The 19761-nt window shown below is 70.7% G+C and carries 19 protein-coding genes; 6 read left to right on the top strand and 13 right to left on the bottom strand.

Annotated elements, in window-relative coordinates:
* The first annotated feature begins 51 nt into the window (after positions 1-51).
* Positions 52-1179 carry a serine hydrolase domain-containing protein gene (locus IG98_RS0112450; protein ID WP_030910363.1) on the top strand — a complete coding sequence of 376 codons (1128 nt, stop codon included), beginning with the start codon at positions 52-54 and terminating at the stop codon, positions 1177-1179.
* Positions 1180-1275: 96 nt separating this feature from the next.
* On the opposite strand, the gene IG98_RS0112445 is transcribed toward IG98_RS0112450, so the two are convergent.
* The 9 genes from IG98_RS0112445 to IG98_RS0112405 form a co-directional block, all read right to left on the bottom strand.
* Positions 1276-2070, bottom strand: a complete 795-nt coding sequence (locus IG98_RS0112445; protein WP_030910361.1) for a class I SAM-dependent methyltransferase — start codon at positions 2068-2070, stop codon at positions 1276-1278.
* Positions 2070-2750, bottom strand: coding sequence for a DUF4191 domain-containing protein (locus IG98_RS0112440; RefSeq protein ID WP_030910359.1), 681 nt, complete (start codon positions 2748-2750; stop codon positions 2070-2072). The genes IG98_RS0112445 and IG98_RS0112440 overlap by 1 nt, the downstream gene beginning before the upstream one ends.
* A 270-nt stretch (positions 2751-3020) precedes the next feature.
* Positions 3021-3950 carry a lipoyl synthase gene (gene lipA / locus IG98_RS0112435; protein WP_030910346.1) on the bottom strand — a complete coding sequence of 310 codons (930 nt, stop codon included), beginning with the start codon at positions 3948-3950 and terminating at the stop codon, positions 3021-3023.
* Between the two features lie 117 nt (positions 3951-4067).
* A complete protein-coding gene (gene lipB, locus IG98_RS0112430; protein WP_030910324.1) occupies positions 4068-4745 on the bottom strand; it encodes a lipoyl(octanoyl) transferase LipB in 678 nt (225 codons plus the stop codon).
* A 28-nt stretch (positions 4746-4773) separates the two neighbouring features.
* Positions 4774-5511 (bottom strand): Type 1 glutamine amidotransferase-like domain-containing protein, encoded by a 738-nt coding sequence (locus tag IG98_RS0112425; protein WP_030910322.1) that lies wholly within the window; start codon positions 5509-5511, stop codon positions 4774-4776.
* A 38-nt stretch (positions 5512-5549) separates the two neighbouring features.
* Positions 5550-6446 carry a TIGR01777 family oxidoreductase gene (locus IG98_RS0112420; RefSeq protein WP_030910319.1) on the bottom strand — a complete coding sequence of 299 codons (897 nt, stop codon included), beginning with the start codon at positions 6444-6446 and terminating at the stop codon, positions 5550-5552.
* A 197-nt stretch (positions 6447-6643) separates the two neighbouring features.
* Entirely contained in the window at positions 6644-8128 is a 1485-nt protein-coding gene (gene sucB, locus IG98_RS0112415; RefSeq protein ID WP_030910316.1) for a 2-oxoglutarate dehydrogenase, E2 component, dihydrolipoamide succinyltransferase, read from the bottom strand.
* A 36-nt stretch (positions 8129-8164) separates the two neighbouring features.
* Positions 8165-9544, bottom strand: coding sequence for a dihydrolipoyl dehydrogenase (gene lpdA / locus IG98_RS0112410; RefSeq protein WP_030910314.1), 1380 nt, complete (start codon positions 9542-9544; stop codon positions 8165-8167).
* 197 nt (positions 9545-9741) lie between these two features.
* Positions 9742-11286, bottom strand: a complete 1545-nt coding sequence (locus IG98_RS0112405) for a leucyl aminopeptidase (protein ID WP_051752021.1) — start codon at positions 11284-11286, stop codon at positions 9742-9744.
* A gap of 108 nt (positions 11287-11394) precedes the next feature.
* On the opposite strand from IG98_RS0112405, the gene IG98_RS0112400 reads away from it, so the two are divergent.
* From IG98_RS0112400 to IG98_RS0112390, 3 genes are read left to right on the top strand one after another with little or no spacing between them, the layout of a single operon-like run.
* Positions 11395-11724, top strand: coding sequence for a GntR family transcriptional regulator (locus IG98_RS0112400; RefSeq protein ID WP_245651522.1), 330 nt, complete (start codon positions 11395-11397; stop codon positions 11722-11724).
* 38 nt (positions 11725-11762) lie between these two features.
* Complete coding sequence (locus IG98_RS0112395) at positions 11763-12761, top strand: DUF1648 domain-containing protein (RefSeq protein WP_157594295.1); 999 nt, start codon at positions 11763-11765, stop codon at positions 12759-12761.
* Between the two features lie 57 nt (positions 12762-12818).
* Entirely contained in the window at positions 12819-13742 is a 924-nt protein-coding gene (locus tag IG98_RS0112390) for a CPBP family intramembrane glutamic endopeptidase (RefSeq protein WP_030910302.1), read from the top strand.
* Positions 13743-13880: 138 nt separating this feature from the next.
* On the opposite strand, the gene IG98_RS0112385 is transcribed toward IG98_RS0112390, so the two are convergent.
* Together IG98_RS0112385 and IG98_RS0112380 are read right to left on the bottom strand one after the other, a co-directional pair.
* Entirely contained in the window at positions 13881-14834 is a 954-nt protein-coding gene (locus tag IG98_RS0112385) for an adenosylcobinamide-GDP ribazoletransferase (protein ID WP_030910299.1), read from the bottom strand.
* Positions 14835-14944: 110 nt separating this feature from the next.
* Positions 14945-15976, bottom strand: coding sequence for a bifunctional adenosylcobinamide kinase/adenosylcobinamide-phosphate guanylyltransferase (locus tag IG98_RS0112380; protein ID WP_030910297.1), 1032 nt, complete (start codon positions 15974-15976; stop codon positions 14945-14947).
* Between the two features lie 208 nt (positions 15977-16184).
* On the opposite strand from IG98_RS0112380, the gene IG98_RS0112375 reads away from it, so the two are divergent.
* Entirely contained in the window at positions 16185-16391 is a 207-nt protein-coding gene (locus IG98_RS0112375) for a hypothetical protein (protein WP_030910294.1), read from the top strand.
* A 148-nt stretch (positions 16392-16539) separates the two neighbouring features.
* Here IG98_RS0112375 and IG98_RS0112370 read toward each other — a convergent pair whose 3' ends face one another.
* Positions 16540-17538: an aldo/keto reductase family protein gene (locus IG98_RS0112370; protein ID WP_030910291.1), complete on the bottom strand. Its 999-nt coding sequence runs from the start codon at positions 17536-17538 to the stop codon at positions 16540-16542.
* 44 nt (positions 17539-17582) lie between these two features.
* Here IG98_RS0112370 and IG98_RS0112365 point away from each other — a divergent pair, with 44 nt between their 5' ends.
* A complete protein-coding gene (locus IG98_RS0112365; RefSeq protein ID WP_157594294.1) occupies positions 17583-18947 on the top strand; it encodes an SMI1/KNR4 family protein in 1365 nt (454 codons plus the stop codon).
* A 162-nt stretch (positions 18948-19109) separates the two neighbouring features.
* On the opposite strand, the gene IG98_RS0112360 is transcribed toward IG98_RS0112365, so the two are convergent.
* A complete protein-coding gene (locus IG98_RS0112360) occupies positions 19110-19718 on the bottom strand; it encodes a DUF3043 domain-containing protein (RefSeq protein WP_030910287.1) in 609 nt (202 codons plus the stop codon).
* Between the last annotated feature and the right edge of the window lie 43 nt (positions 19719-19761).

Raw genomic sequence — 19761 nt, 5'->3', positions numbered from 1 at the left:
CGGCCCGCGGCCGTCGTAACGGTCACACACCGCGGTGCGAAAGGGATGATCATGAACGATATGCAGAAGCAGGTCCGGGAGGCGGTCGACAGGCTCGTGGAGTCCGGGGCCGAGCGGGGCCTGCAGGTCGCCGTGTACCGGCACGGCGAACCGGTGGTCGACGTCGTCGGGGGCGTCGCCGACCCGGCCACCGGGCGTCCCGTCACGCCGGACACACCGTTCTACAGCACCTCGACCGGCAAGGGCGTCACCTCGACCGTGGTGCACGTGCTCGTGGAGCGGGGCGTTCTCGGCTACGACACGCCGATCGTCGAGCTGTGGCCGGAGTTCGGCGCCCACGGCAAGGAACGCGCGACGGTGCGGCACGCCCTGATCCACTCGACGGGGGTGCCCGGCGTACCCGCCGGGACCACGCCCGAGGACCTGTGCGACTGGGACGGGATGTGCGCGGCGATCGCCGATGCCAGGCCCTGGTGGGAGCCGGGCACCAGGACCGGCTACCACCCCCAGTCGTTCGGTTACCTCATCGGGGAGATCGTCCGCCGGAGCACCGGCAGGCCGATCTCGCAGGTCCTGCGGGAGGAGGTCGCCGGACCGCTCGGGGTGGCCGGCGAGCTGTTCTTCGGCGTCCCGGAATCCGAACTGGGCAGGCTGGCCAGGCTGGAGGACGCGCCGAGCGATTTCGAGATGCCCGCGGAGACGTTCGCCGACATGCCGTTCTTCAGGGTGGTGGACGGCTACACGGCGGCGCCGATGGCGGCGATGCCGGACGCCGGTTTCGGCAACCGTGCCGACGTGCTGACCTCCGACATCCCGGCGGGCGGCACCATGTCCGCCCGCGCCGTGGCCCGCATGTACGCCGCCCTGCTGGGCGAGGTGGACGGGGTCAGGCTCGTCTCGCCGGAACGGCTGCGAGAGATCACCGAGGTGGCGGTCACCGGCATGGACGAGGTCACCGGCACCCCGGTCACCAGGTCCCTCGGGTACGCCATCGGCGCCACCGAACTGCTCGACGCCCCCACCCTGTTCGGGATGGCGGGCAGCGGTGGCTCGGCCGCCTACGCCGACACGGCCACCGGGATCGCGATCGCCGTGACCAAGAACCTGGTCTCCGGCGGAGACTTCAGCACCTTCGATGAGATCGGCCGGATCGTCATGACCGCCGGTGCCGGCCGCTAGGCCCGCGTTCCCGACCGACCCGTGACGATCTCCCGCAGGTGGGGAAAGGGCCGGGGTGCCATCGGTGCCGCCCCGGCCCTGTGACAACGGCCGCGTCTACCGGACGCAGGTGAAGATCGCGGTGCCGGGCAGGTGGCGGCCGCGCAGTGGGCTCCAGCCGCCCCACTCGCGGTCGTGGCCCGGCGGCCACTCGGGCTCGGTCAGGTGCCGCAACACCAGTCCGGAGGCGGTGATGAGCCCGATCCAGTCGGCCATCGTGCGGTGGTGCTCGACATAGGACGGACGCCCGTCCTCGCCGATCTCCACGTACGCCGAGCGGTCGAAGTAGGAGCGGTCGGAGGTCAGCCCGGCGGGGCCGGGATCGTCGGGGAAGGCCCAGCGGATGGGGTGGCTCACCGAGAAGACCAGGCGGCCCCCGGGGCGCAGCACCCGGTGGACCTCGGCGAGGACGGCTCCGGCGTCAGCCACGAACGGCAGCGCGCCGTAGGCCGAGCAGGCCAGGTCGAACGCCCCGTCGGCGAAGGGCAGGACCTCGGCGTCGGCCTGGACCACGGGGAGCGCGGCGCCCGCGTCCAGATCGATCCGGCGCGAATGCTGAAGCTGGCGGAAGGACAGGTCGAAGGCGGCCACCCTGGCGCCCTGGCCGGTCAGCCAGCGCCCGCACTGCCCGGCACCGCAGCCGATCTCCAGCACGTTCTGGCCCGCGACATCGCCCAGCAGGCGGGCATCGGCCTCGTCCAGCCCCTCGGGACACCAGACGAACCCGGAGTCGCGCAGGAACTCCCCGTGCTCGGCCTGGTACTCGTCGGCGGCGCCGTCCCACCAGCCGCGGTTGGCCCGGGAGGTGGCCGCGGCGTCCACCTGATGGCGCCCCACCCCGGCGGAGCCCATCAGCGCATCTTCGGGCGGGGCATCTTCGCGCCGCGCGGCAGCGGGCCCTTGGGCATCGGCAGCGTCTGAGGCAGGGCCTTCAGCCGGTTGTTGATCTCGTACAGGGCGGGCTTCTTGAGGTTGCGGGGCAGCTTCATCAGGTGCCGCTGCAGCTTGGCCAGCGGGATCTGCCCCTCGCCGTCACCGGACTGGATGTCGTAGACGGGCACGTCCAGCGCGACTCGCTGGACGCGCTTCTTCTCGGCGACCAGCATCTTCTGCACCCGGCTGCCCGGCCCCTCCGAGACCAGGATGATGCCCGGGTAGCCGACCACGCGGTGCACGATGTCCTGGTCTCGGGTGACCGCGACGGCCGGGGTGACCTCCCAGTTACCGCGCATGCCCTGCAGGATCGCGGCTGCGGCGCCGACCTGCCCGTGCAGCATGGAGTACTGCGCCCTCTGGGCGAGCTGGCCGAACACCACCAGTCCGACGGTCAGGGCCAGCAGGATTCCGATGAAGAGCAGGTACCAGAACCAGCCCGTGACCAGGCCGATCACCACGAACAGCGCGAGCGTGCCCAGCGCCGAGGCGTAGACGATCGGCATCCCCTTGGGGTTGGCCTCCTTGATGATCTTCGCGATCATACGGAGTTGCTTGATGCGCCCCGGGCGCTCTGAGTCTTCGGGCTTCTTGGCCATGTTCTGAAGGATACAAATCCATGGCTCAAGAAGTGAAAACGTGACCTGCCCGGTGCCGGGTCCGGCACCGGGCCGAAGGCCGCGGAGCACCGGAAAGGCCGGTATCGCGGAGAGAAAAGCCTCTGCCGACTTTTACCTGAATTATCTGGTCACGGTTGTGCTCAGGCGGCGACACCGTTGGAGAAGGCGGGCACCTCAGACGCCCCAACCGGAGGAACCCCGCTCGGGAGTGGGGTTCCTCCGGTTCCACGGTCCGTGAGACCGGACCGCTCAGGCGTGCTGGCGGGCCTCGACCGCCTGCTTGTACAGACGGCCCGCCCGGTAGGAGGAGCGAACCAGCGGCCCCGACAGGACCCCGGCGAAACCGATGGCCTCCGCCTCCTTGCCCAGCTCCACGAACTCCTCCGGCTTCACCCAGCGGTCGACGGGGTGGTGGCGCGGGGTGGGTCGCAGGTACTGGGTCACGGTGAGCAGGTCGCACCCGGCCTCGTGCAGGTCGCGCATGGCCTGGACGACCTCCTCGCGCTCCTCGCCCATGCCGAGGATCAGGTTGGACTTGGTCACCAGGCCGGCCTGACGGGCCTTGGTGATCACTTCCAGGGAGCGCTCGTAGCGGAAGGCGGGCCGGATGCGCTTGAAGATCCGCGGCACGGTCTCGACGTTGTGCGCGAACACCTCGGGCCTGGCGGAGAAGACCTCCTCCAGCTGGGCCTGGTCGCCGTTGAAGTCGGGCACCAGCAGCTCGACGCCGCAGCCGGGTAGCAGCGCGTGGATCTGCCGCGCGGTCTCCGCGTACAGCCACGCGCCGCCGTCGGGCAGGTCGTCGCGGGCGACACCGGTAACGGTCGCGTAGTTGAGGCCCATCTGCCGGACCGAGTCGGCCACCCGGCGCGGCTCGTCGGTGTCGTACGCCTTGGGCTTGCCGGTGTCGATCTGGCAGAAGTCACAGCGCCGGGTGCACTGGTCACCGCCGATGAGGAAGGTGGCCTCGCGGTCCTCCCAGCACTCGGAGATGTTGGGGCATCCGGCCTCCTGGCAGACCGTGTGCAGCCCCTCGCGTTTGACCAGCGCCCGCAGCTCGGTGTGGTTCGGGCCCGTCCTGAATCTGGTCTTGATCCATTCGGGCTTCTTCTCGATGGGGGTCTCGGCGTTGCGGACCTCCAGGCGGAGGAGCTTCCGCCCTTCGGGTGCGACGGTCATGCGAGCTCCTTCGTCGGTCGGAGGACCGAGGTGTTGCACGTCGAGGTGGGGTGGATGTGGTCACGCTCGCTCACCCGTCCAGCTTATGTCCCACCGCGAGCCGCGAGGTTTCGGGGGTCAGCGCCGGAACAGGTCCTCCTCGGGCAGCTCGAAGGCCCGCGCGCCGAGCGCCTCCGCCAGGTGCTTCTCGGCGTACGGCAGGACCTCGTCGACCACGATCCGCCGGCCGGTCTCGGCGGACAGCGAGGAGATCCCGGCGTCGCTGATGCCGCACGGGACGATCCGGTTGTACCAGCTCGGGTCGTTGGAGCAGTTGAGCGCGAACCCGTGCATCGTGACGCCGCCGGAGACCCGGATGCCGATGGCCCCGACCTTCCTGTCCGGCAGGCCGTGCGAGGGGTCTCCGGCCACCCAGACGCCGCCGCGCCCCTGGACCCGGCCCGCCTGCACCCCGAAGTCGGCGCAGACGGCCACCAGGGTCTCCTCCAGGAGCCTCACGTAGGCGTTCACGTCGAGCGGGCCGCCGAGCCTGATGATCGGGTAGCCGACCAGCTGGCCGGGGCCGTGCCAGGTGATCCGGCCGCCCCGGTCGACCTCGACGACGGGAGTGCCGTCGGAGGGCCTCTCGTGCGGCGCGGTTCGTTTTCCCGCCGTGTAGACCGGCGCGTGCTCAAGCATCAGGCAGGTGTCGGGAATCTCCTCGGCCACGCGGCGTGCGTGGATGCGCCGCTGAAGATCCCAGGCCTGTTCATAGGGGAAGTCAACGCCAAGACGGACGATTGCCAGGTCACTCACGTCTCAAGAGTAGTTGACCCGTTCGTGGTCACGACGTGAGAAGCCGAGGCTCGATGCGGAACTCCTTGGCCCCACCCGCCCCGTCGTGCTCGACCTTGTAGGCGTAGGCGTCCGGGTGCACGCTGACGGCCTGGATGAACTCGGTGCCCACATAGTGCAGCGCCACCCCCTCGTCCGCCGCGTAGCCCCCGGGCAGTTCGCCCGAGGCCACCGCCTCGTGCAGCAGCGCGCGGCGCTGCGGGTCGGAGTCGTAGTGGACGCCGCACGAGTGGGGCAGCAGGCCCAGGCCGTCGGACCACACCCGCAGCGTCGGGCCGAAGGAGTCGGTGTTGCCGCCCACGTGCCAGCAGAGCGCCCCGGCGCTCTGGCCGCTCAGCACCACGCCGGCCCGCCACGCCTCCTCGAAGATCTCGTCCAGGCCGTGCAGCCGCCACAGGGCCGCCAGGTTGGCCACACTGCCGCCGCTGACGTAGATGACGTCCTGGCCGAGCACCCACTCGCGCGGATCCTCGACGTTGGGCATCGGGAACACCGTCAGGTGGCTGACCTCGACGTCCCACTCGCGGAAGGCGCCGTACATCTTCAGCAGCCAGTCGGCGTCGTCGCCGGTGGCGGTGGCGAGCAGGCCCAGTTTCGGCCGGTCCTGGCCGGTCAGATCGAGGGCGTACCGCAGCAGCGCGCTCGCCTCTATGAACCCGTGGCGCTCGGACGGGCGGAACGAGCCACCCCCGATGGCAAGGATGTGAGACTGCCCGGAACTGCGCATACGTGACCTCTTCGACGGCTTTGGCGGAAACAGGGACCCTAGAGTACGGCGGCCAGCGCCTCGTTGAGGTGCGTATGCCGGAACGTGTAACCAGACTCCAGGAGGCGCCGGGGCAGCACCCGCTGCCCGGTCAGCACCCCCTCCTCCGCGAACCCCCCGATGACCGTGCGCAGCGCGAATCCGGGTACGGCGATCGGCATGGTGGGCCGGTGCAGGGCCGCTCCGAGCGCCTTGGTGAACTCCGCGTTGGTGACCGGCTCGGGTGCCGTCAGGTTCACCGGCCCCGAGATTTCGGGATTTTTCAGTATGTGTCGTACGGCGAGAACCCAGTCGTCGATGGAGATCCATGACCAGTACTGCCGCCCGGAACCCAGTGGGGCACCCAGCCCCAGCTTGAAGACGGGGAGCAGCCGGGACAGCATGCCTCCCTGTCCGCTCAGCACCAGGCCGGTGCGGAGTCTCACCACCCGGATGCCGGCCTCCTCGGCGGGTGCCGTCTCCGCCTCCCAGGGCACCACGACCTCCTGCGCGAGGAACCCGGTGCCCGCGGGCGCGCTCTCGTCCACCGCCAGATCTCCGGTGTCGCCGTAGAAGCCGATCGCCGAGCCGGACAGCAGCGCCGCCGGTCTCGCCGCCAGAGCGGTCAGTGCGCCCACCAGAGTCCTGGTCCCCTCGACCCGGCTACGGACCACCTCGCGTTTGTGCTCGTCGCTCCAGCGCCGGTCGCCGATACCCGCGCCGGCGAGGTGGACCACCGCCTCCGCACCCTCCAGCACCGCCGGGTCGACAACCCCTTTCGCCGGGTCCCAGCAGGACTCGTCGTCGTCTCGTGGCGCCCGCCGCACCAGCCGGACCACCCGGGCGCCGTCGTTCCGCAGGCTCTTGACCAGAGCCGATCCCAGCAGGCCCGAGGAGCCGGTCACGATGATCGTCATATCAGCCAATGTAATCGACCTCCTCCGAGGTCTTCGGAAACCGGAGGCCGATCGGATTCGCGCCGTTCCCGCGAGATCCCCGATCCCGTACTGCCGGCGCCTTTGGCGTACCGGAAAGGCGAGGCGCGACACGCGGGAGAGAACGAGCCGGGCCGGCCCGCGAAGTCGCGGGCCGGCCCGGTGGGAGAGAACAGGATCTAGGCGTTGAGGCCCAGCTGGTTCTCGAAGCGGCCCTCCTCCAGACGACGCTTGATCGTCGTCAGGAAGCGGGCGGCGTCGGCGCCGTCGACCAGGCGGTGGTCGTAGCTGAGCGCGAGGTAGACCATCGAGCGGACGGCGATGACCTCGCCCTCGGCGGTGTCCAGGACGACCGGGCGCTTGACGACCGCGCCGGTGCCCAGCATGCCGACCTGCGGCTGGTTGAGGATCGGCGTGTCGAACAGCGCGCCCCGGCTGCCGGTGTTGGTCAGCGTGAACGTGCCGCCGCCGAGCTCGTCCGGGCTCACCTTGTTGGTGCGGGTGCGCTCGGCCAGATCGGCGATCTTACGGGCCAGCCCGGCGATGTTGAGGTCGCCCGCGTCCTTGATCACCGGAACGATCAGGCCGCGCTCGGTGTCCGTCGCGAAGGCCAGGTGCTCGGCGTCGAAGTAGGTGACCTCATTGGTCTCGCTGTTGATCGTGGCGTTCAGCTTCGGGTGCTGCTTGAGCGCCTCGATCGTGGCGAGGGCGAAGAACGGCATGAACGAGAGCTTGACGCCCTCACGCCGCTGGAACTCGGCCTTCGCGCGGTCGCGCAGCTGCGCGATCTTGGTGACGTCGACCTCGACCACGGTGGTGAGCTGGGCCGAGACCTGCAGCGACTCGACCATGCGCTTGGCGATGGTCTGGCGCAGCCGCGACATCTTCTCGGTGCGTCCGCGCAGCGTGGTGTCCACCGCGACCGCCTCGGGGGCCTGCGCGGGCGCGGCCGCCGGAGCCTGGGCGGCGGCCTGCGGGGCCGGGGCCTGGGCCGCCGAGGCCCGCTCGCGCTGGTCGCGGGCCGCTTCCAGCACGTCCTGCTTGCGGATGCGACCGCCGACGCCGGTGCCGCTCAGCGAGTCGAGGTCGACGCCGTGCTCGCCGGCGAGCTTGCGCACCAGCGGGGTGACGTACGGGCTCTCACCGGAGGGCTGGGCGGCGGGCTCGGCGGCCGGTGCCGTCGCGATCGGGGACGGCGGCGCGGCCGGGGAGGTCTGGACGGTCTGGGGGGCCGGTGCCTGGGCCTGCGCGGGTGCCGGGGCCTGCGCGGGTGCCGGGGCGGGAGCGGGGGCCTGCGCCGGGGCGGGGGCCTGCGGGGCGGGCTGCGGGATCGAGGAGACCGGCTGTGCCTGCTGCTGGGGGGCCGGCTCGGGCTCGGGCTCCGGTTCGGGGGCCGCCTCCTGTGCCGGGGCGGCACCCTCGGTGCCGTTCTCGTCGATGACGGCGAGCTCGGCGCCGACCTCGACCGTCTCGTCCTCGGCCACCACGATCTTCGTGAGGATGCCCGCGGCCGGAGACGGGATCTCGGTGTCGACCTTGTCGGTGGAGACTTCGAGAAGCGGCTCGTCGGCCTCGACGCGCTCGCCCTCCTTCTTCAGCCAACGGGTGACGGTGCCCTCCGTGACGCTCTCACCGAGCTGGGGCATCTGTACGGACTTCGGCATTGGTGTCTTCTCTCGCGTTCCGAGTGAGGGCTTACGTTAGTTGTGGACGTGGAGCGGCTTGCCGGCCAGCGCCAGCATCGCCTCGCCGAGGGCCTCGGACTGGGTCGGGTGGGCGTGGATGAGCTGGGCGACCTCGGAGGGCAGGGCCTCCCAGTTGTAGATCAGCTGTCCCTCGGTCACGAGCTCGCCGATGCGACGGCCGACCATGTGCACGCCGAGCACCGGGCCGTCCTTCGCGGAGATGATCTTGACGGCGCCCTGCGTCTGCAGGATCTGGCTCTTGGGGTTGCCCGCGAGGTCGTAGGTGAACTCGACGACCTCGTGGCCGCGCTCCCTGGCCTGGGCGGAGGTGATGCCCACCGAGGCGACCTCGGGATCGGAGTAGGTGATCCGCGGCACGCCGTCGTAGTCGATCGGCACGGGGTTCAGCCCCGCGATGTGCTCGGCCACCAGGATGCCCTCGGCGAAGCCCGCGTGGGCGAGCTGCAGGGTCGGGATGAGGTCGCCGACCGCGTACACGCCGGGCACGCTGGTCTGGCAGAACTCGTTCACGGTGACGGTGCCGCGCTCGATGGCGACACCCGCCTCCTCGAAGCCCATGCCCGAGGAGACCGCGCCGCGGCCGACCGCGACGAGCAGCAGCTCGGCGTCCAGGGTCTTGCCGTTGGCCAGGCTGACGACCACGCCGGTGTCGGTGGTCTTGACGCCCTCGAAGAAGACGCCCAGCTCCTGCTTGATGCCGCGGCGGCGGAAGGAGCGCTCGAGCAGCTTGGAGCTCGACTCCTCCTCCAGCGGCAGCAGATGCGGCAGGCCCTCGACGATCGTCACCTCGGCGCCGAAGGAGCGCCAGACGCTGGCGAACTCCACGCCGATGACGCCGCCGCCCAGGACGACCACGGAGGTGGGCACCCGGTCGAGCTTGAGCGCGTGCTCGCTGGTGATGACACGCTCGCCGTCGATCTCCAGGCCGGGCAGGGACCTGGGCGCGGAGCCGGTCGCCAGCACGACGTTGCGGCCCTCGTAGACCTCGGAGCCCACCGCCACCCGGTTCGGGCCCGCGAGACGGCCCTCACCCTCGACGATCGTGATGCCCTTGCTCTTGAGAAGGCCCTGCACGCCCTTCCAGGCGCGAGTGACGATCTTGTCCTTGAACGCGTGGACCGCGGGCACGTCGATGCCCTCGAAACGGGCCTTGACGCCGTAGGTCGCGCTTTCCCGCGTCTCGTCGGCGACCTCCGCGGAGTGCAGAAGCGCCTTGGTGGGAATGCACCCCCGGTGCAGGCAGGTGCCGCCGATCTTGTCTCTCTCGATCAGCGCGACCGTCTTGCCCAGCTCGGCCGCCCGCAGAGCGCAGGCATACCCGCCGCTACCGCCACCCAGGACGACGATGTCGTAGGGGCCGCTGCCATCAGCCACAGGAAAGCTCCTTGTCGGATTGGAATACCGTGTTCACGGTCGCGCCCCTTCCGAGCCCTGGCCGGCCGCGCGGATCCTCGATCGCATCCACGTCGCCGCCTGACTCGGCTCGGCGCCCAGTCGGTGCCCGCCCTTGGCCCGGCACCGACAACCGCATCTTTTCATCTGTCTGTGTTGCTTGTGACCCGCATGCGCGGCTACGCCGACGCCTGGACGGACCCGGTCGCGTAGCGCTCGGCCAGGCCGACGAGCGTCCGGGTGACCGCCCCGGTACCGCCCTTCGGCGTGTAGCCGTGCGGCTCCCCCTTGTTGAAGGCGGGACCGGCCATGTCAATGTGTGCCCAACGGACACCGTCCGGTACGAATTCCCGCAGGAAGATCGCCGCCGTGAGCATCCCGCCGAAACGCTCGGGGTGCAGGTTGGCGATGTCGGCCACGGGCGAGTCGAGCCCCTTGCGGAGCTCGTCGGGCAGGGGCATGGGCCACGCGGCCTCGCCCTGCGCGCCCGCCGTCGCGACGATCTCGGCCCGGAGGTCGTCGTCGTTGGCCATGACGCCCGCAGTCCGCCAGCCCAGCGCGACGATCTGCGCACCGGTGAGCGTGGCGACGTCGACGATCACATCGGGGTCGTCCTGACCGGCGCGGGCGATGCCGTCGATCAGGACGAGGCGGCCCTCGGCGTCGGTGTCGAGCACCTCGACCGTCTTGCCCGCGAAGCTGGTGAACACGTCGGAGGGACGCTGCGCGGTGCCGCTCGGCATGTTCTCGGCCAGGCAGAGGTAGCCGACCGCGTTGACCTTCAGGCCCAGCCTCGCGATCGCGAGCATCGCGCCGAGGACGGCGCCCGCGCCGCCCATGTCCGACTTCATCCAGTCCATCGCGGCCGACGGCTTGAGCGACAGGCCGCCCGAGTCGAAGGTGATGCCCTTGCCGACGTAGGCGAGCTTCTTCTCGGCCTCGGGGTGGCTGTAGGCGAGGCGTACCAGGCGGGGCGGGTTCGCCGATCCCTGGCCGACGGCGACGATGCCGCCGTAGCCGCCCTCCTTGAGCGCCTTCTCGTCCAGGATCTCGACCGACAGGCCGGCCTCGCCGCCCATCTGGTCGGCGATCTCGGCGAAGCGCGCGGGCCACAGGTCCGAAGGCGGGGTGTTGACCAGGTCACGGACGAGCGAGACCGACTCGGCCAGCGTGGTGGCGCGCCCGACCGCGGCCTCGGCGCCCTCGGCGTCGGTCAGCACGGCCAGCTCGGCCACCGGGGCGCTCGGCTCGTCGACGGTCCGGTATTTGGTGAAGGAGTACGCGCCGAGCAGGCCGCCCAGGGCGACGGCGCCGGCGTGCTCGGCGCTCGCGGTGGGCAGGGCCAGCGCCACCCGGCCGGTGCCGGCCAGGGCGCGGACCGCGGTGCCCGCGGCACGGCGCAGGGCCTCGGCGTCGTAGCCGTTCTCGGGGACGTCGCCCAGGCCGACGACGACCAGCAGGGGCGCGGTCAGCGCGCCGAAAGTGGGGATCTTGGAGATCTCGCCCGTCTTCCCCTTGGCGCCCACACTGCCGAGCGTGGTGGCGAGCCTGCCACCGAGAGCCTGATCGAGGCCGTCGGCCCCGGGAGCGGGGATCAGGCCGTCCGGTCCGGTATGGACGCCGACGACCAGTGCGTCGGTATCGAACGAGACAGCGTTGTCAGTTGGGGTCAGCCGCACAGTGGTCACACAAGCCGATGCTAGTCGGGCTTGCGCAGTACTCATAAACGAGGGTTCGTCCTACGAATCGCGTCGTTCGATGGTGCTACCGGGAGTGGCATCATCGAAAGGGATGGTGCTAATGTCACTAGCACTATGTTGCTCACCTTGGATATGAACGATCCCCGGCCACTGCACGAGCAGGTCGCCGAGGCGATCAGGCGTGCCGTCGCCGAGGGGTCCTACGCCCAGGGAGACCGGCTCCCGCCGGCGCGCGATCTGGCCGCCGCGCTGGGCATCAACGCCAACACGGTGCTGCGCGCCCTGCGTGACCTGCGTGACGAGGGGGTGCTGGAGTTCCGCCGCGGCCGCGGCGTGAGCGTGCTCAGCCGCCCCAACCCGCGCAGCGTCATCGAGGGGAAGCTGCGCTCCCTGCTCGCCGAGGCGGTCCAGTACGGCTACCGCCACGACGACGTCATCGAGCTCATCAGAGAACTGTCATAACCGGGTCTGGAGCCCGATTCTTCGAAGGAGCGACCAAAGTGGGCCTGCGAGCTCGATTTCTTTCCGTGGCGGCCGGCTGGTCCGTGCTGGTGGCCGCCGTCCTGGTCACCGCGCCGCTGACGCTGCGAGACCGGCTGCCCGATCCGATCGCCACGCACTGGGGTGGCCCGTCCGGCGTCCCCGACGGCTCGATGCCGTTCACCGCCTCGGTGCTGTTCCAGGCCGGCCTGTGGGTGCTGATCTCGGGCGTCCCCTGTGTGTTCGCGCTCGTCAACGCCGGGATGCTCAGGAACAGGGCGAACCGCATGGCGCTCGGTGCCGTGCTGGGCGGTGGCGGCCCGTTCTTCCTGGGGTTGCAGGCGGTCACACTGTCGGCCAACCTCGACACCCCCGACTGGAGGCAGGCAGGTCACCTGGGGTGGAGCGCGCTGCTCGTGGTCGTGGCGCTGCTGCTGGGCGGCTGGCTCGGCGCCCTGGCGGCCCGTCCGGGTCCCAACGATTTCCCGGAGCCGAAAGCGACTCCTCCGCGCCGGGTTCCGCTCGGCCCAGGCCAGCGCGCGGTATGGGTCTCCTCTGTACGCAACGGCCCGCTTGTCGCGCTCGGCGGATCTTTCCTGGCCGTAGGGACGGGGCTCGCGGTGCTCGCCCTGCTCGGCGGCGGCGGCATGCTCTGGATTCCCGCGACGATCATGGGCTTGGTGGGCCTGGTGGGCGTGATCTTCAGTTCGGTACGGGTGCAGGTCACCGAGGAGGGCGTCGTCCTCTTCTACGGGCCGCTCCACCTGCCCCGCAAGCACATCCCGATCACGAGGGTGGAGCGGGCCTGGTCGGAGGAGCTGTTTCCGGCCAATGTCGGCGGCTGGGGCGTCCGTGGCCTGCCGGGTGGCGCGACGGTCATGCTCCGCGGCGGGGAGTGCCTTGTGATCGGCTACGTCTCCGGTGGTCGCTTCGCCGTCTCGATCGACGACGCCGAGAATGGCGCCGCCTTGCTGAACACCCTTGTGGCCAGGGCGTCCACCGCCTCCGGTGCCCGCTGATCTCCACCCCAGAGGGCTTTCCCGCCCCCTGAAGTTCGAGCATCCGAAGGTGATCTCATGCTCCGCCGATCCACTGATCTGTGGTTGTTTCTGCTCGTCGCGTTTGGTCTGTCCTGGCTGTTCGCCCTTCCCCTCTGGCTGATGGGCGTGCAGATCGGTGCGCCCGTGTTCACGGCGATCGGGGTGGCGATGATGTTCACCCCGACGCTGGGTGTCCTCGCCGTCCGGCTTCGGGGCAGACGGCTCGGGGAACCCGGCACCACCTGGCGTGAGTGGGCCGGGCGGACCGGCCTGTGGATGGGGGAGCGTCGCGGGCGCACGCTCGCGCTCGTCGCGCTGGCCTGGTTCGGCACCCCCCTGCTGGTAGTCGTCGCGATCGCACTCAGCGCCGCCCTCGGCCTGCTCTCCGTCGACCTGTGGGGGCTCAGCCTGTTCCGCGAGAACCTGGCGGCGGCCTCCCCGGGCCGATCGCTTCCGGTGGAGCTAGGAGTCCTGGCGGCCGTGCAGGTCGGGGTCGTCTTCCTGGTCGCTCCACTGATCAACTCGATCGCGGCATTCGGAGAGGAGTGGGGGTGGCGGGGCTGGCTGCTGCCCCGTCTGATGACGCTCGGCACCTGGCGGGCGCTCCTGGTCTCCGGGCTGATCTGGGGACTCTGGCATTTCCCGCTCACCCTGCGCGGATACAACTACCCCGAGCTGGGTGCGTGGGCGGCGCCGATGTTCATCGTCTTCTGCGTGGTCTTCGGAGCACTGCTCGGCTGGTTCCGCCTCTACTCCGGGAGTGTCTGGCCCGCGGTCGTCGGGCACGGCTCCCTGAACGCCTCCGCCGGCCTGACCCTGCTTGTCGGTAACGCGGCAGACCCGCCCAATCTGGCAGTCGCGGGGATCACCGGGCTGGTCGGCTCGGCGCTGCTGGCCGCGGTCTTCGCGCTGGTGATCAAACGCTGGCCGATCGAGCCACATCCCCAGGCCACCGGCTGAGATCTGAGGAGAGAAATGCTCCCGGTGCCCTCACCGGTGAGCCTCCTCTGTCCGGTCCGCCCGATTCACCGAATCCGGCTGCTCTGGTCAGGCCCATCGGGTCCGCCGGATCAGGCACGGCCGGACGAGGCTGGAAGGTCAGCTCACGAGTACCGTGCTCACCAGCAGCGCCGTGACGGTGGTGATCTCGACCAGGGCTCCCAGCACGTCCCCGGTGATGCCACCGAGCCGGCGCACCGCTCTGCGCCGCACCACCCAGGCCGCCAGCAACCCGAGGAGTACGGCCGCCGGAAGCCCCCAGGAGGCGGAGAGGCTCCCCAGCCCGGGAACAAGGTCGCTGAGGCCGGCCAGTGCGGTTCCCCCGGGGCCGGAGAGTGAGTTGATCTCCGGGATGAGCCCGTGGTTGTCCTGATAAGCGCCGAGGAGCGGAGAAGAGGGCGACCGGACGTCGAGGGCGCCGGTCTCAGACAGGAAGAGCGGCGCGGCCGACCCCGCGAGCACCAGCACGGTCATGCCCACCGCGACGCTCCGTCGTACGGTGCCCACGACCATCGCACCGAGCCCGCCGGGGCGAGCCGGGGGGATACCCGCTCGGCAGGCCCAGGTGAGGGCCAGCCGCCCGGCCGCGCAGGCGGTGACCAGGACGATCGGCCCCATCCCCGTGTAGGCGAGTTCCGACAGGGCAGCCACCTGGAGGAGCAGGGTGCAGACCAGGGTCACCACCCCGAACGGCCCGATGTCGGACTGTTTCATGATCTCCAGTGCCCGTTCGGCGGGCTTCCCGCTGCCCAGTCCGTCCGCGAGATCGGCAAGCCCGTCCAGATGCAGCCCCCGGGTGAGCAGTGCGAGGACCGCCACGGCCAGCACCGATGCCGGAAGCGGCGTCATCCCCAGCCAGAGCGCCACCGCCAGCACCAGCCCGGCGACGACCCCGAGCGCCGTCCCCACCAGCGGGGCCATCGCCATCGCGACACCCCCCGCCCGGCGGTCGACCACTCCGGGCCGGACCGGGAGGACACTCAGCGTGCCGATCGCGAGACGCACCCCGTCGGTGAACGTCGACGACCTGTCGGGAGGCGGGGGCGCGGGCATGACCGCAGATCATAGCCCTCCTCCTTTCCGATCCCCGGAGCACTCCCGGACGGGGAGGGCGAGGAGGAGGGAGTGGCTCCTCGACCCGGACTCCCTCGTCGAACGGAGGCTCAGGAGGGAAGGGGGAGGAGACGGCCGGCGACGACGAGGGTGACGTCCTCGGATTCCGCGGCGAGGCGCTGGTTCAGGCGGCCGAGGACGTCACGGAACATCCGGCCGCTGGCGGTGGCGGGCACCACGCCGAGGCCGACCTCGTCGGAGACCGCCACGACCCGGGCCCGGGTCTGCCGCCAGGCCGCCACCAGATCGTCGCACCGGGCCGCGACCGCGTCCAGGCCGTCCCCGCCCGACCAGGCGTCGCACGCGTCGAAGACGGAGGCGACCCAGGTGCCGAGCCCGTCGATCAGCAGCGGGGTCCCGGTGGACCGCAGTAATCCGGCCAGATCCGCGGTCTCGGTGGTCTCCCAGTGGGCGGGCCTGCGGTCACGGTGTGCCCGGACCCGGCGCAGCCACTCGGGATCGCCGTCGCCGGACGGCCCGGTCGCGACGTAGCGGACCTCGGGTTCGGCCGCCAGCCGAAGTTCGGCCTCCGCGGACTTGCCCGACCGGGTCCCGCCGAGCAGCAGGGTCCTTCGGGGCGGGGGAGCCGGAAGTGGCGGGGGCCCGTCGATGTCGAGGACCGTGCCATCCGGTACGACGCGCACCCCCCACAGGTCTGCCCGCCGGGCCAGCTCCGCCTCCGTCGGTACCCGGTGGTCGAGGTCGACGGCCAGCACGTGCGTTCGCCCGCCGACCAGGCCCCGCCGGCGCAGGTTCCCCAGCAGTGCCGGCCGGTCGAGCACGTCCAGCAGCACCAGGTCCAGCGCCGCTCCCGGGCCGGCGGGCTCTCGCTCCTCGTACGGGGGAGAGGCGGGGGTGTAAAGGACGCGCCGGCCGCCGGGGGTGGTGACGGTGAGGCCGTCCGGACCGGGCAAGGCGTGGTAGCCGGGCGGGAACGGGCCGGTGGGCGGCAGCCGCACGGAGTCGCCGAGCAGCACGGACGTGGGGCGGCGGCCGGGGGCGACCCGGGCGCAGGAGACGCACCCGCAGCCCGAGGCCGGCCAGCCCGCCGCAGCCGCGGTACCGGAGATCAGGACCTTCACACCCGGCCTCCCATCGGGTTCGAGGAGTTGCGAGCCTCCACCTTCTGGTGGAAGCGGATGACCTCCGCAGCGTACGGGGGGCAGGGAACAGCCGGGCGGCGGGGCACGAGACCATGATCCTGCCTCCACGTTCGGGGGCACCCCGGAGAGATAGGGTTCGCTGAGCCGCCGAACGGCACTGGCAGGATCCGCGAGAAGGAGCTATGGCATGACGTGGCGCTGGCGTTATGAAAACGCGAATGGCGGCGAGGTAGTCGAGGGTGTCGCGCCGTCCGACACGTTCCCGAGCCAGGCCGATGCCGAGTCGTGGCTCGGTGAGAACTGGCGTGAGCTGCTGGAGGCGGGGGTTGAGAAGGTCACCCTGCTGGAGGACGAGAAGATCGAGTACGAAGGAATGTCCCTGCGCCCGGAGTGAGGGAAGAATCCGCTGATCGGCAGGGTCACCGGGCGGGCCGCCCGGCAGAGGGGCGGAGGCGAACCGGCGATCACGAGGAACGGCGAGTGGTGCACCGGTCCCTCGCCCCTTGGTGAGAAGGGGCAAGGGATCTCGGCCGGGACAGGCTCTAGGGACGCCGCCTGGGGCTGACGGTCTTGGCGGGGTCGCGCTCGACGACCGGGCCGAGGGCGTCGTCGATCTTCTTGAGCACCTCGGCGTCCAGCCTCACCCCGGAGGCCCTGACGTTGTCGCGGACCTGCTCGGGCCTGCTGGCGCCGACGATGGCCGAGGACACGTTCGGGTTCTGCAGCACCCAGGCCACCGCGAGCTGGGCCATGCTCAGCCCGAGATCGGCGGCGATCGGCCCCAGTCGCTGGACGTGGGTGAGCACGTCGTCGTTGAGCATCCGGGAGATGAAGTCGCCCCCGGCGGGGTCGGTGGCCCGGGAACCGGCGGGGGGCGGCTGCCCCGGCAGGTACTTGCCGGTGAGCACGCCTTGGGCGATGGGAGAGAAGACGATCTGGCCGACGCCCTCCTTCTCGCTCAGCGGCACGACCTCTGTCTCGATGACCCGCCACAGCATGGAGTACTGGGGCTGGTTGGAGACCAGGCGGTCGAAGCCCATCTCGTCGGCGATCTTCAGGGCCCGGCCGATCTGCTCGGCGGTCCACTCGCTGACGCCGACGTAGAGGACCTTGCCCTGGCGTACCAGGTCGTCGAAGGTCTTGAGGGTCTCCTCAAGCGGCGTCTCGTAGTCGAAGCGATGTGCCTGGTAAAGATCGACGTAGTCGGTCTGCAGCCGGCGTAGCGAGCCGTGCAGGGACTCGGTGATGTGTTTGCGCGACAGGCCGCGGTCGTTGGGCCCCTGACCGGTCGGCCAGTAGACCTTGGTGAAGATCTCCAGAGACTCGCGGCGGACGCCCGCGAGGGCGCGGCCGAGAACCTCCTCCGCCTTGGTGCCCGCGTACACATCGGCGGTGTCGAAGGTGGTGATCCCCTCATCGAGCGCCGCCCGCACGCACTGCTTGGCGGCGTCCTCCTCTACCTGGGAACCGTGGGTGATCCAGTTGCCGTAGCTGATCTCACTGACCATGAGACCACTCCGGCCAAGGTGGCGGAATTCCATGCTCCGACATTAGTAGGTGCCCGATTCGGGATACCCTGCCGGGCGTGTTGCGGTTGATCACTTTGCGGAGGATATGGCTGGCGCTCGCCGCCGGGGCGCTGGCGGCGGTCGTCGTGGTGGTCGTCCGCCGACGGCGGAGATCGGGGGGCGTCTCCCGGGACGACTCCCCGGTCGACGAGGCGATCGGCTCACCGGAGGAGGCGGCCTCCGGAACCGGGAACGCGCCGCGCTGGCCTCCCGCGCCGCTCCTCGGCGTCCCCACCGAGGAGGATCTCAGGCGGTACGCCACCGGTCCCCCTTCCGCCTTCCGGTCCGCCGCCCTGCGAACGTTCGCGCCCAGGGCGCCGGGCGAGCCGCTGGACAGGGCGGTCAAGAGCCGCCTGGCCCGCTGGGGTGCCGTGGGGATCGGACTCTGCCTGCTCGCCTTCGGTACCCAGGTCCTGGAGAACGCGGTCTTCTCGAACAGGACGGAGACCGTCGAGGCGACCGATCTCCGGAACCTGCCCGGCGCGGACGGGCGGTGCGGGCCGAAACCGGATGTTCCGCTGGAGCCGGGGGTGCGCTATCCGGCCGAGGGGGAGCCGACAGCGGGCCTGTACGCCGTCGTGTGCCGGAAAGATCGGTGCCCGGAGGACTCATGCCGTGAAGTGCCCGAAGCGCAGGAACTCTTCAGGGCCGTCCAGGAGGGTCCGGACCCCGCCGGGGAACCGGGGGAATCCGGCCAACCCTACGAGACTCCGGCCCCGCAGGAGACGTCCGAGGCGGTTCCCGACGTGGACTGCCGGCCGCAGGCGAGGGTCCCGCGGGTGCGGGCGATCGCCCCCCGGATGACCAGGGCGGTGAACCGCCAGTGGCGCCGCATCGAGAGGTGGCTGGCGGCCAACGCCCCGGAGAGCCTTGGCACGCTGGGCAGGCCCGCCAGGGCCCGTACGATCGCCGTCGCCGAGGCGCAGATGGGCCTGCGCTTCCCCGACGACCTGCGTGCCTCCCTGCTACGGCACGACGGGGCCCGCGTCGTGGGCGACACCTGGCCGTTCGGCTTCATCGGTAACTGGAACCAGGGGGTTCGCGGGATCCGTGACACCTGGCGGCGGCTCTGCGGGATAGACGGGGAGGACGTCGGCGCAGAGGCCGGCGTCGACGCGCGGGCGGAGTGGTGGGACGGGCGGATGATCCCGTTCGGCGCCAACGGAAGCGGCGACCACCTGGTGATCGACTCCGTGGCGCGCGACGTCGGGCAGACCGATCACGAGGGCCAGATGAGCTTCACGCCCGGCGGCATCCGGATCCGCTCGTACTACGGTCTGCTGAAGGCGACGGCCGATGCCCTGGAGACCGGCGGGTCGGTGGGCTACTGGAGACCCAAGGTGACCGGCGGCGAGCTGGACTGGGACGTCGTGCGGTCATGATCGCCGCGGGAAAGGCCCCCGGGGGCGGATCGACGCACCTCTCACCCGCGAGCACGCGCGGGAGACTGCTGGGAAAGCCCTTCGGATCCGTTGCACGGGACATGAAGAACCCCGCCCCTTCTTCGAAGAAGGGGCGGGGTTCGAAAGCCGATGTGCCGAGAACTACTTCTTCGGCGGGACCGGCCTGCCGCCGGGCAGGAGGGTGGGCGGGGGGAAGCGCAGCTTGCGGATCTGCAGCGCGCGCATGGCGGCGTAGAAGCCGACACCCTTGAGGCTCTCGCCGGGGAACTTCTCGGCGGTGAGCTTCTTCACCTTCCAGGACACCCAGATCGAGGTGAGCAGCACGCCGACCATCATGATCGGCCAGCCGATCGTGATCACCGCGACGTAGACGTAGCCGCGGACGTCGGTCGGGAAGGGGATCCAGGTGAGCAGCAGGATCAGCAGGGAGAACGGCAGGAAGTACTGGCTGACGACGCGGCGGGAGTCGACCCAGTCACGCGCGAACTTCTTGACGGGGCCCTTGTCACGGGCGGGAAGGTAGCGCTCATCGCCGCGGAGCATCCCCTCGCGCGCCTTGACGCGGTCGTTGGCCTGGCGCTCGCGAAGTTGCTTGTAGGCCTCTTTGCGGTTGTTGGGGGCGTTCACCGGCTGCCGGCGACGGCCTTCGGCGTCCCGTCGCTTGGGTGTGGGACGCCCCTTGCCCGCAGGCTTAGGATCGGTAGCGGAGGCGGGGGAGTCGTCCGCGGTGGTCTGGGTACGTCGGAACACAACGTCAGCCTACCGGGAGTGCAACTTAGTGACGCCCCCGCGC

Origin of the sequence: Streptosporangium amethystogenes (assembly GCF_000721075.1) — a bacterium.
GTDB lineage: Bacteria > Actinomycetota > Actinomycetes > Streptosporangiales > Streptosporangiaceae > Streptosporangium > Streptosporangium amethystogenes.
Note: the sequence above shows the minus strand (reverse complement) of the source record. Positions and strands in the feature narration are given on the sequence as shown.

Bases quoted from the DNA above. Each gene is read 5' to 3' on its own strand.
- IG98_RS0112375 (WP_030910294.1), top strand. From the start codon at position 16,185: ATGACGTGGCGCTGGCGTTATGAAAACGCGAATGGCGGCGAGGTAGTC.
- IG98_RS0112385 (WP_030910299.1), bottom strand. From the start codon at position 14,834: ATGCCCGCGCCCCCGCCTCCCGACAGGTCGTCGACGTTCACCGACGGG.
- IG98_RS0112425 (WP_030910322.1), bottom strand. From the start codon at position 5,511: ATGCGCAGTTCCGGGCAGTCTCACATCCTTGCCATCGGGGGTGGCTCG.
- sucB (WP_030910316.1), bottom strand. From the start codon at position 8,128: ATGCCGAAGTCCGTACAGATGCCCCAGCTCGGTGAGAGCGTCACGGAG.
- IG98_RS0112370 (WP_030910291.1), bottom strand. From the start codon at position 17,538: ATGGAATTCCGCCACCTTGGCCGGAGTGGTCTCATGGTCAGTGAGATC.
- IG98_RS0112390 (WP_030910302.1), top strand. From the start codon at position 12,819: ATGCTCCGCCGATCCACTGATCTGTGGTTGTTTCTGCTCGTCGCGTTT.
- IG98_RS0112400 (WP_245651522.1), top strand. From the start codon at position 11,395: ATGAACGATCCCCGGCCACTGCACGAGCAGGTCGCCGAGGCGATCAGG.
- IG98_RS0112440 (WP_030910359.1), bottom strand. From the start codon at position 2,750: ATGGCCAAGAAGCCCGAAGACTCAGAGCGCCCGGGGCGCATCAAGCAA.
- lipA (WP_030910346.1), bottom strand. From the start codon at position 3,950: ATGACCGTCGCACCCGAAGGGCGGAAGCTCCTCCGCCTGGAGGTCCGC.
- IG98_RS0112420 (WP_030910319.1), bottom strand. From the start codon at position 6,446: ATGACGATCATCGTGACCGGCTCCTCGGGCCTGCTGGGATCGGCTCTG.
- IG98_RS0112445 (WP_030910361.1), bottom strand. From the start codon at position 2,070: ATGGGCTCCGCCGGGGTGGGGCGCCATCAGGTGGACGCCGCGGCCACC.
- IG98_RS0112405 (WP_051752021.1), bottom strand. From the start codon at position 11,286: ATGAGTACTGCGCAAGCCCGACTAGCATCGGCTTGTGTGACCACTGTG.
- IG98_RS0112450 (WP_030910363.1), top strand. From the start codon at position 52: ATGAACGATATGCAGAAGCAGGTCCGGGAGGCGGTCGACAGGCTCGTG.